Here is a 9,714-nt window from a genome sequence, read left to right as displayed (position 1 = left end):
CACTTCGAAGGCCGTGGCGACAATCGCGAAGTCCCGCAGCATGGCGCCGCCCATCAGGCCGATGCCGGAAAACACCGTGATGTCCGCCCGGCCTTCAAGTTCCAGCGCCGGGCGTGGCTTCATGCCTTCAACCGGCTTGTTGGTCACGTCCTGAAAAAACAAGGGGACGATCTGGGTCAGGCCGCCGACGCTGACGGCGATAACCATGAAGAAGGCCAGCAGGCCAATATTCTTCTCGACTGCTTCATGCTTCATCAGTGAGCTCCAACTACAGCGATCTGAGCGGCGGCTTCGGCTTCAGCCGGGTTCGAGGCGCGTACGGTACGGAACACGTTGTACGCCATGAACAGCATGCCGCTGGCGAAGAACGCACCGCCAAGGGCGCGAACGATGTAGCCAGGGTGACTGGCTTGCAGGGCTTCGACGAAGGAGTAGGTGAGGGTGCCGTCATCGTTGATTGCACGCCACATCAGACCCTGGGTGATGCCGTTGACCCACATCGAGGCGATGTAGAGCACGGTACCGATGGTCGCGAGCCAGAAGTGAGTGTTGATCAGGCCGATGCTGTGCATCTGCGGACGACCGAAGATTTTCGGGATCATGTGGTACAGCGCACCGATCGAAATCATCGCTACCCAGCCCAAGGCACCGGCGTGTACGTGGCCGATGGTCCAGTCCGTGTAGTGAGACAGCGAGTTGACGGTCTTGATGGCCATCATCGGGCCTTCGAAGGTCGACATGCCGTAGAACGCCAGGGACACGACCAGGAAGCGCAGGATCGGGTCGGTACGCAGCTTATGCCAGGCACCCGACAGGGTCATCATGCCGTTGATCATGCCGCCCCAGCTTGGCGCCAGCAGGATGATCGACATCGCCATGCCCAGGGACTGAGCCCAGTCCGGCAGTGCGGTGTAATGCAGGTGGTGCGGGCCAGCCCAGATGTACAGGGTGATCAGTGCCCAGAAGTGCACGATCGACAGGCGATACGAGTAGATCGGACGCTCGGCCTGTTTAGGCACGAAGTAGTACATCATCCCCAGAAAGCCGGTGGTCAGGAAGAAGCCTACCGCGTTGTGGCCGTACCACCACTGGATCATGGCGTCAGTCGCGCCGGCGTACGCCGAGTAGGACTTGAAGAAGCTGACCGGCAAGGAGGCGTGGTTGACGATGTGCAGCATCGCCGTCACGACGATGAAGGCACCGTAGAACCAGTTACCGACATAGATGTGCTTGGTCTTGCGCTTGACGATGGTTCCGAAGAACACCGCACCGTAGGTGACCCAGACGATAGCCAGCAGGATAGCCAGAGGCCATTCCAGTTCCGCGTATTCCTTGGTGGTGGTGTAACCCAGCGGCAAGGTAACGATCGCGCCGACGATTACAGCCTGCCATCCCCAGAAGTGGAAGGCGGCCATGCTGTCGGAAATCAGTCGCGTTTGGCAGGTTCGCTGCACGACGTAATAAGAGGTGGCAAACAGTGCGCAACCACCGAAGGCGAAAATCACCAGGTTGGTGTGCAACGGGCGTAGGCGTCCAAACGTCGTCCACGGCAGGCCAAAGTTGAGTTCTGGCCATACGAGCTGTGAGGCGATGAAGACACCGAGCCCCATGCCAAGGATCCCCCAGACCACCGTCATGATGGCGAACTGGCGGACTACCTTATAGTTATAAGCAGTCGGACTGATTGCTGTGCTCATTCTAAGGTTCCACGGTTTAGGTGTTTTATTAGGGATAAAAATCGGTCGCAAGTATGTAGAAAGCGGGGGGTCATTGCAACGCGCCATGACCCGTGTCAATGCTTTCAAAAGCTGATTCTGCGGCCTTTCCATGCTCCGCGTAGGGACAAAATTGCCCATGGGCAAAATGTCTCGGCGGACGAAAAAGGCGAGGGGGTCGGGTCAGTTGTAACTGGGCGTGTTCAAACGAGGCGGGCAGGTGACAGACGGCAATTTGCGCGATAGCCGGTATCTACCAGCCTTTGCGGCCTGTCATCGAACAGATTCGTCGAACGCATCGTGTACGGTTGACCCTTGACCGGCTGTCGCCAGTCCGCTTCGGAGCAAGCTTAGACGTGAATCCGTCGAACCGAAAGGCGGACCCATGGAGGGGTGCGACAATGCGTCGCAAAGGGGCAGGGAACTGCCGCATCCGGGTGAATGCGGCAGTAGAGCAGTCAACATTTACTGACTTTTGCTTTCAGCCTGCAAACGCTCGGTGCGGGCAGCGTGAGACAAGCTGTACACATACGCGGCCAGCAATTGCACCTTGTCGTTGCCGAGCAGTTCGTTCTGCGCCGGCATGTGACCCTGGCGACCATGGCGGATGGTCTGTTGCAGTTGCGCCAGGCTGGTGCCGTAGATGAAACCTGCCGGTTGCGTCAGGTTTGGCGCCCCCATCAGTTCCGTGCCCTGGCCGTTTGCACCATGACAGGCTACGCAGGTGGTGCTGAATGTTTGCTGTCCGGCTTGCAGGTCAGCGCCGCTGTCGGCTGGCAGTGGCAGGCCGGCGAGTTTGTGACGAACATAGGCCGCAACGTTTTTCACCCCGGTCTCACCCAATACTTCGCCCCAGGCTGGCATGGCCGCCATGCGTCCACCCATGATCGTGGTCTTGATGGTTTCGGCGCTGCCGCCCCAACGCCAGATGTTGTCGGCGAGGTTGGGGAAGCCGAAGGCGCCCTTGGCATCCGAGCCGTGGCAGACCGCGCAGTTGGAGGCAAACAGGCGACCGCCCATTTTCAGCGCTTGCGGGTCTTTGGCGACTTCTTCCACGGGCATGGCTGCGAATTTGGCGAAGATCGGTCCGAACTTGGTGTCGGCCTTGGCCATTTCTTTTTCCCATTCCTTGGTCTGGGTCCAGCCGTCTTCATAGCCCGGCAGAATGCCTTTCCAGTTGCCCAGGCCCGGATAAAGGATCAGGTAGCCGACGGCAAACACCAGGGTGCCGGCGAAGAGCATGAACCACCATTGCGGCAACGGATTGTCGTACTCCTCGATGCCGTCGAAGCTGTGGCCCATGGTCTGATCGACGCTGCCCTTGGTTTCGCCCTTGCGGGTGCCGATCAGTAGCCAGGTCAGGCCGATCAGGCTACCAATGGTCAGTACGCAGATCCACGTACTCCAAAAGGTCGTCATGGCTGGGTACTCCTTGTTGTTGCAGTTTCCGGGCTATTGGCGTCGTCGGGTTGCGGTTCATCGGCGAAAGGCAGCAGACGCGCTTCGGCGAATTCCGAGCTGCGTTTGCCGTTGAACACCCACAGCGCCAGTCCGACAAAGGCCACGAACACCACGACGGTGCCCAGGCCGCGGATCATTCCAGTACTCATTTCAAGCACCATGACTCACCTCTTGCTCTTGATGGCAGTGCCGAGCACTTGCAGGTAGGCGACGAGTGCGTCCATTTCGGTCTTGCCCTTGAGCGTTTCGGTGGCGCCTGCGATGTCTTCGTCGGTGTACGGAACGCCGAGGGTGCGCATGACCCGCAACTTGGTTTCGGTGTGGCTGCTGTCGAGCGGGTTGGCCACCAGCCATGGGTAGGTAGGCATTTTTGACTCCGGCACGACGTTGCGCGGGTTGTACAAGTGCGCGCGGTGCCAGTCTTCCGAGTAGCGACCGCCGACCCGGGCCAGGTCCGGACCGGTACGCTTGGAGCCCCACAGGAACGGGTGATCCCAGACGCTTTCACCGGCCACCGAGTAGTGGCCGTAGCGCTCGGTCTCGGCGCGGAACGGGCGAATCATCTGCGAGTGACACTGCACACAGCCTTCGCGGATGTAGATGTCGCGACCTTCGAGTTGCAGCGCGGTGTAAGGCTTCATGCCTTCGACCGGCTTGTTGGTGACGTCCTGGAAGAACAGCGGGACGATCTGGGTCAGACCACCGATGCTCACCGCGAAGACCATCAGCAGCAACAGCAGGCCGACGTTTTTCTCAATCGTTTCGTGTTTCATGGCGGACTCCTCAGGCCATCTGCGCCGCGGCGGCGACTTCGGCTGGCTGTGCGGCACGCACGGTGCGCCAGGTGTTGTAAGCCATCAGCAACATGCCGCTGAAGAAGATCGCCCCGCCTACCAGTCGCACGACGTAGCCTGGGTGGCTGGCCGCCAGGGTTTCGACGAAGGAGTAGGTCAGCGTGCCGTCTTCGTTGACCGCGCGCCACATCAGGCCCTGGGCGATGCCGTTGACCCACATCGAGGCGATGTAGAGCACGGTGCCGATGGTTGCGAGCCAGAAATGCGCGTTGATCAGGCCGAGGCTGTGCATCTGCGTGCGGCCGAAGATTTTCGGGATCATGTGGTACAGCGCGCCGATCGAGATCATCGCCACCCAGCCGAGTGCGCCGGCGTGTACGTGGCCGATGGTCCAGTCGGTGTAGTGAGACAGCGCGTTGACCGTTTTGATGGCCATCATCGGGCCTTCGAAGGTCGACATGCCGTAGAACGCCAGGGACACCACGAGGAAGCGCAGGATCGGGTCGCTGCGCAACTTATGCCAGGCGCCCGAGAGGGTCATCATGCCGTTGATCATGCCGCCCCAGCTCGGCGCCAGCAGCACCAGCGACATCACCATGCCCAGCGACTGTGCCCAATCCGGCAGCGCGGTGTAGTGCAGGTGATGCGGGCCGGCCCAGATGTACAGGGTGATCAGTGCCCAGAAGTGCACGATCGACAGGCGATACGAGTACACCGGACGTTCGGCCTGTTTCGGCACGAAGTAGTACATCATCCCGAGGAAGCCTGCGGTGAGGAAGAAACCTACCGCGTTATGCCCGTACCACCACTGCACCATGGCATCTGTCGCACCGCCGTATGCCGAGTAGGACTTGACGAAGCTCACCGGCAGGGACGCGTGGTTGACGATGTGCAGGATGGCTACGGTGATGATGAACGCACCGAAAAACCAGTTACCGACGTAGATGTGCTTGGTTTTGCGCTTCATCACCGTGCCGAAGAACACGACGCCGTAGGCCACCCAGACAATGGCGATGAGAATGGCGATCGGCCATTCCAGCTCGGCGTATTCCTTGGAGGTGGTGTAGCCCAGCGGCAAACTGATTGCGGCCAGCACGATCACCAACTGCCAGCCCCAGAAGCAGAACTGCGCGAGTTTCGGCGCGAACAGCTGGGTCTGGCAGGTGCGCTGCACCGAGTAGAAAGAGCTGGCAAACAGTGCGCAACCGCCGAACGCAAAGATCACCGCGTTGGTGTGCAGCGGGCGCAAGCGGCCGAAGCTGGTCCAAGGCAAATTGAAGTTGAGTTCAGGCCAGACCAATTGAGCCGCGAGAAAAACCCCGAGCCCCATGCCGACGATGCCCCACACCACCGTCATAATGGCGAATTGGCGGACCACCTTGTAGTTATAGGCGGTACTTAAAGAAGTGTTCATGGTTCCCCATCCACGGTTCAGCCGAAGTGAAGACGTCTGCGCAAGGCAATGACGCTCCCTTCGCCTGGAGTTATAGGCAGATTAAAAGCGAGGCAAGCATGGACAAACACCACAAGGCCAGTATTGACGGGGATCAATGGGCGCAGTGCGTGCAGGATCACGGATGGTTGTGGGATGCCGCCTCAGTGCCGGCATCGGCGACGCTGATTCTCGCCCATGGCGCCGGCGCACCGATGGACAGTGACTGGATGAACGACATCGCCGCACGCCTTGCTGCGCAGGGCGTCAACGTACTGCGTTTCGAATTTCCCTATATGGCGCAACGGCGTCTGGATGGCGGCAAGCGCCCGCCGAATCCGGCGCCAAAATTGCTCGAATGCTGGCGTGAAGTACATGCTTTGGTGCGACGCCATGTCACTGGGCGTCTGGCCATCGGCGGCAAGTCCATGGGCGGGCGCATGGCCAGTTTGCTGGCCGATGAGTTGGGCGCCGACAGATTGGTGTGTCTGGGCTATCCGTTCTATGCGGTGGGTAAACCGGAGAAACCTCGGGTCGAGCATCTGGCTTCGCTAAAGACGCCGACATTGATTGTGCAGGGGGAGAGGGATGCGCTGGGCAATCGTGAGGCCGTTGAGGCTTATACGTTGGCGCCGGGTATCGAGGTGTTCTGGCTGGTGGTGGGGGATCATGACTTGAAGCCGTTAAAGGCGTCCGGGTTTACCCATGATCAGCATCTGGCGGCTGCGGTGAGCAAAGTGTCCGAATTTATCCTGGGATAGTTCTGGTGCCGGTCAGGGCTCTTCGCGAGCAGCCCCGCTGCCACAGGGTTACGCAACCCAGTGTGTGGGGTTTGCTCGCGAAGGTGATCTTCCAGGCAGTATCACGTCTACCCGGGCAATAAAAAACCAAAAATACATCTGCTAGTCGCTATTTGGGTTTATTGGTCGGTTCGTTTCAACTTGAAGGTGCCACCTGGCATTAGGCGATGGGTTCTGAACGTAGCTTTGTAATCGCCTTGTACGGTTCCATTGATCGGATCGAGTCGGATAGTCAGTTCGGCGCTGTCCGCGTAGACGAAGCTGACGGCTCCAGGAAGTATGGGAATAGAGTGCATGTGCGAAAAACTTAACCCATCTTCAAGAGTATAGGTTCGCTCCATTACGTCATCGTCAATGTAGGGCACCGCTATACCGAACTCGAAGACGTTCCCTTGTACAGGTGTTCCCGTAAGCCCGGTAAAAAGCCACTCTCTCTCACCAGTACCAGGAAATGTGTGCAACATAAATAATGTGCGGTCAGCCTCGATAATACTGCCGCCGAAGTTCCAGTTGAAGTTGTTATCAGGGGACTGAACGTAGTTATCTATCGGGATGAAAATAGCGTGGCGACTCATTTTTATAATCCTTCTCTAAGTGATGAGCGAGCGAGAATGACATGCCGGTTGCATGAGAGTGCTTATTTGATACCAGCGCCAATTTGCACGTCTACTGTTAGTTATGACAGGTAGATATTTATTCTAAAGTGTGCATTGGTTCGTTTGCGATATCTGAAGTGGTGTTGCTTTACGCTTGGAATAATAAAAAACCCGGAAGTATCACCTCCCGGGTTTTTGTATTTGCCAGCAACAATCAGCGGTTAAACCGCTCCACCAACGAATACTGGGTATTCGCGGTTTTGGTCAGCTCTTCACTCAGCAACGCCGAGTTCTGTGCCTGTTCCGAGGTCTGGTCGGCCAGTTGCGCGATGGTGCTGATGTTGCGGCTGATCTCTTCAGCCACCGCGCTTTGCTCTTCGGTAGCCGCAGCGATTTGTGTGGTCATGTCGGTGATGTTGGCCACCGCTTCGCTGATGCCCACCAATGCCTGGTCGGCCTCAAGTACCCGCGCCACGCCTTCTTCGGCCTGACGGTGACCGGCTTCCATGGTTTGCACCGCCGTGCTGGCGGTTTGTTGCAGCTTGGCGATCAGGCTGTGGATCTGCCCGGTCGATTCGCTGGTACGTTGCGCCAGTTGCCGCACTTCATCGGCCACCACCGCAAAACCACGTCCCATCTCGCCGGCGCGAGCCGCTTCGATGGCGGCGTTCAAGGCCAGCAGGTTGGTCTGGTCGGCAATGCCTTTGATCACGTCGACCACGCCGCCGATTTCGTCGCTGTCCTTAGCCAGTTGGGTCACGGTCAGGCCGGTTTCACCAACCACCACCGACAGACGCTGGATAGCTTCGCGGGTTTCACCGGCGATATCGCGACCGCGACCGGTCAGGCGATTGGCTTCCTGAGTAGCGTCAGCCGTGCGTTGCACGTGGCTGGCGACTTCCTGGGTGGTGGCGGCCATCTGATTGACGGCGGTGGCCACTTGCTCGGTTTCGACGCGCTGACGTTCCAGGCCGCTGGAGCTTTTGTGCGCCAGGGTGTCGGACTGCCGTGCTTGCTCGGTCAGGTGCTCGGCAGTGTCTTGCAGGCGAGTCAGGCAGGTTCTCAGACGGGCTTCCTGGCTGAGGATCGACATTTCCAGGCGCGCTTGAGCGCCGCGGCTGTCGGTGTACATCTGCGCAATCAGCGGGTCGGAAGTGGTCTGTTCGGCCAGGCGCAGCAAGCGCTTGAGGCCGCGCTGTTGCCAGCTCAAACCCAGCAGGCCCAGCGGCACCGAAAGCCCGGCGGCCAGGGCGAAACCCCAATGCGAGTTGAGCGTGGCGCCGATCATGAAGCTCAGCTGGCTGACCAGAATGAATGGCAACCAGTCCTGTAGCACTGGCAGCCATTTGTCTGTTTGAGGAATAGCCGACTTGCCCTGATTGATGCGTTGGTAGAGCGCTTCGGCGCGGCGGATCTGTTCGGCGGTGGGCTTGACCCGCACCGACTCGTAACCGACCACCTGCTTGCCGTCGAATACCGGTGTGACATAGGCGTTAACCCAGTAGTGGTCACCGGTCTTGCAGCGATTCTTGACAATGCCCATCCATGGCAAGCCTTGTTTCAGTGTTTCCCACATGTGCGCGAACACTGCCGCCGGGACGTCGGGATGACGGACCAGGTTGTGCGGCGCACGGGTCAGTTCCTCACGAGAAAACCCGCTGATTTCGACGAAAGCGTCGTTGCAGTAGGTGATCACGCCTTTGGCATCGGTGGTCGAGATCAACCGTTGCTGAGCCGGGAAGGTCCGTTCGCGTTGTGTAATGGGCTGGTTATTACGCATGGCTTTTTCAATCCGCAAGGCTTTGACAGGTTTTCGGCAGCGCGAGGAGTAAATTGAAATTATTTTTCAATTTTCAGCAGTGCCGCACATTGTTTGATTTCAACCGGCCAGCATCGGGTAGGTAAAGAGCCCAAAGTGCAACAGATTCAAACCGAAGTGCGTGGCGATGGCTGCCCCCAGTCCACCGAAACGGTACGCCAGACCGTAACCAATCCCGGCAAGGCTCGCCAGCAGCACCCATTGCCAGCCAGCGCCCAGGTGCGCCAGACCGAACAACAGCGCGGTGCCGAGCAGGGCGAGGTGTTCGCCGTAGCGCAGGTGTTGCAGGCAGCGGCTCAAACCGCCCTGAATGTAACCGCGAAATAGCGCCTCCTCGACCAGCGTCACCAGCAGCAGGTTGTTCAGCACCCACAGCCAGGATTGATCGGGCCACTTCGGCGCCCAACTGATCATGCCCAGCAGCAGCGCGCCACCAAGAGCGGTCAGCGCGCTCAAGGGCAGTGCCACGGCGGTGGCATAAAGTGAAAGGCGCAGGGAGCGGCGACCGACAATCCACGGGCAAACCAGCAACAGCCAGAAGCCAATCAGTGGTTTGTCCAGATTCAGGTACATGGAAAACGGCACTGCATCGGCGGTGAAGCGTTCCGGGCCGATACCGCGACCGTTGTAGAAACCGGGAAGCCAGTGCATTGCCAGCGCGAGTGCCAGGAAAATGAACAAGCCGTGACCCAGGACGCGGCCGACCTGGATCTGCGGTTGGCGAACGGCAAAACCGGCAAACAGTAACAACCCGACGGTAATTGCCGCCAGCCAGCCGAGTTGGCTGTAGATCAGGGCCAGTGCGTAGCCGATGGAGAGGAGTGCCAGATAGAGCCATGGCAGAGCAATCATGTGAAATCCTTGTGTCTGAGATTCTGCGGGCCACCTCGGTCCATGTGGGAGCGGGCTTGCTCGCGAAGGGGTCATAAGACTCAACATCAATATCGCCTGTTCTGGCGCTTTCGCGAGCAAGCCCGCTCCCACACTTGATCGGTGTTGTTCACATTTTTGTGCCCGCCACATCACCACTGTGGAAGCGGTGCGATTAAAGGGACGTTTGTGGCACAAACAAAAACACCGCCCGAAGGCGGTGTTTT

General features: G+C 58.9%; 10 protein-coding genes. 1 reads left to right on the top strand and 9 read right to left on the bottom strand.

Features of this window, described 5'->3' with window-relative positions; translation table 11 throughout:
* From ACIPIN_RS13615 to ccoN (ACIPIN_RS13590), 6 genes are all read right to left on the bottom strand, one after another.
* Positions 1 to 255: cbb3-type cytochrome c oxidase subunit II (locus ACIPIN_RS13615; RefSeq protein WP_401119397.1), on the bottom strand; the 255-nt coding region annotated here is incomplete at its 3' end.
* On the bottom strand, positions 255 to 1,697 hold the full coding sequence (gene ccoN / locus ACIPIN_RS13610) for a cytochrome-c oxidase, cbb3-type subunit I (RefSeq protein WP_401119395.1): 1,443 nt from the start codon (positions 1,695 to 1,697) through the stop codon (positions 255 to 257). The genes ACIPIN_RS13615 and ccoN (ACIPIN_RS13610), both read right to left, overlap by 1 nt.
* A 483-nt stretch (positions 1,698 to 2,180) precedes the next feature.
* The gene (gene ccoP, locus ACIPIN_RS13605; RefSeq protein ID WP_401119392.1) at positions 2,181 to 3,134 is read right to left on the bottom strand and encodes a cytochrome-c oxidase, cbb3-type subunit III; all 954 of its coding nucleotides are present in this window, start codon (positions 3,132 to 3,134) and stop codon (positions 2,181 to 2,183) included.
* On the bottom strand, positions 3,131 to 3,337 hold the full coding sequence (locus ACIPIN_RS13600) for a cbb3-type cytochrome oxidase subunit 3 (RefSeq protein WP_401119390.1): 207 nt from the start codon (positions 3,335 to 3,337) through the stop codon (positions 3,131 to 3,133). Before ACIPIN_RS13600 ends, ccoP begins: the two co-directional genes overlap by 4 nt.
* A 3-nt stretch (positions 3,338 to 3,340) precedes the next feature.
* A complete protein-coding gene (gene ccoO, locus ACIPIN_RS13595; RefSeq protein ID WP_401119387.1) occupies positions 3,341 to 3,949 on the bottom strand; it encodes a cytochrome-c oxidase, cbb3-type subunit II in 609 nt (202 codons plus the stop codon).
* Positions 3,950 to 3,959: 10 nt separating this feature from the next.
* Positions 3,960 to 5,384, bottom strand: coding sequence for a cytochrome-c oxidase, cbb3-type subunit I (gene ccoN / locus ACIPIN_RS13590; protein WP_401119385.1), 1,425 nt, complete (start codon positions 5,382 to 5,384; stop codon positions 3,960 to 3,962).
* Between the two features lie 98 nt (positions 5,385 to 5,482).
* On the opposite strand from ccoN (ACIPIN_RS13590), the gene ACIPIN_RS13585 reads away from it, so the two are divergent.
* Entirely contained in the window at positions 5,483 to 6,163 is a 681-nt protein-coding gene (locus ACIPIN_RS13585; RefSeq protein ID WP_401119382.1) for an alpha/beta family hydrolase, read from the top strand.
* Positions 6,164 to 6,321: 158 nt separating this feature from the next.
* On the opposite strand, the gene ACIPIN_RS13580 is transcribed toward ACIPIN_RS13585, so the two are convergent.
* From ACIPIN_RS13580 to ACIPIN_RS13570, 3 genes are all read right to left on the bottom strand, one after another.
* Positions 6,322 to 6,777 carry a hypothetical protein gene (locus tag ACIPIN_RS13580; RefSeq protein ID WP_401119380.1) on the bottom strand — a complete coding sequence of 152 codons (456 nt, stop codon included), beginning with the start codon at positions 6,775 to 6,777 and terminating at the stop codon, positions 6,322 to 6,324.
* A 235-nt stretch (positions 6,778 to 7,012) separates the two neighbouring features.
* Positions 7,013 to 8,578 carry a methyl-accepting chemotaxis protein gene (locus ACIPIN_RS13575; RefSeq protein WP_401119378.1) on the bottom strand — a complete coding sequence of 522 codons (1,566 nt, stop codon included), beginning with the start codon at positions 8,576 to 8,578 and terminating at the stop codon, positions 7,013 to 7,015.
* A gap of 99 nt (positions 8,579 to 8,677) precedes the next feature.
* Positions 8,678 to 9,469: a lysostaphin resistance A-like protein gene (locus ACIPIN_RS13570; RefSeq protein WP_401119375.1), complete on the bottom strand. Its 792-nt coding sequence runs from the start codon at positions 9,467 to 9,469 to the stop codon at positions 8,678 to 8,680.
* Between the last annotated feature and the right edge of the window lie 245 nt (positions 9,470 to 9,714).

Source organism: Pseudomonas sp. NPDC087697 (assembly GCF_044743155.1).
GTDB lineage: Bacteria > Pseudomonadota > Gammaproteobacteria > Pseudomonadales > Pseudomonadaceae > Aquipseudomonas.
Note: the sequence above shows the minus strand (reverse complement) of the source record. Positions and strands in the feature narration are given on the sequence as shown.

Bases quoted from the DNA above. Each gene is read 5' to 3' on its own strand.
- ccoN (WP_401119395.1), bottom strand. From the start codon at position 1,697: ATGAGCACAGCAATCAGTCCGACTGCTTATAACTATAAGGTAGTCCGC.
- ccoP (WP_401119392.1), bottom strand. From the start codon at position 3,134: ATGACGACCTTTTGGAGTACGTGGATCTGCGTACTGACCATTGGTAGC.
- ACIPIN_RS13600 (WP_401119390.1), bottom strand. From the start codon at position 3,337: ATGGTGCTTGAAATGAGTACTGGAATGATCCGCGGCCTGGGCACCGTC.
- ccoO (WP_401119387.1), bottom strand. From the start codon at position 3,949: ATGAAACACGAAACGATTGAGAAAAACGTCGGCCTGCTGTTGCTGCTG.
- ccoN (WP_401119385.1), bottom strand. From the start codon at position 5,384: ATGAACACTTCTTTAAGTACCGCCTATAACTACAAGGTGGTCCGCCAA.
- ACIPIN_RS13585 (WP_401119382.1), top strand. From the start codon at position 5,483: ATGGACAAACACCACAAGGCCAGTATTGACGGGGATCAATGGGCGCAG.
- ACIPIN_RS13580 (WP_401119380.1), bottom strand. From the start codon at position 6,777: ATGAGTCGCCACGCTATTTTCATCCCGATAGATAACTACGTTCAGTCC.
- ACIPIN_RS13575 (WP_401119378.1), bottom strand. From the start codon at position 8,578: ATGCGTAATAACCAGCCCATTACACAACGCGAACGGACCTTCCCGGCT.
- ACIPIN_RS13570 (WP_401119375.1), bottom strand. From the start codon at position 9,469: ATGATTGCTCTGCCATGGCTCTATCTGGCACTCCTCTCCATCGGCTAC.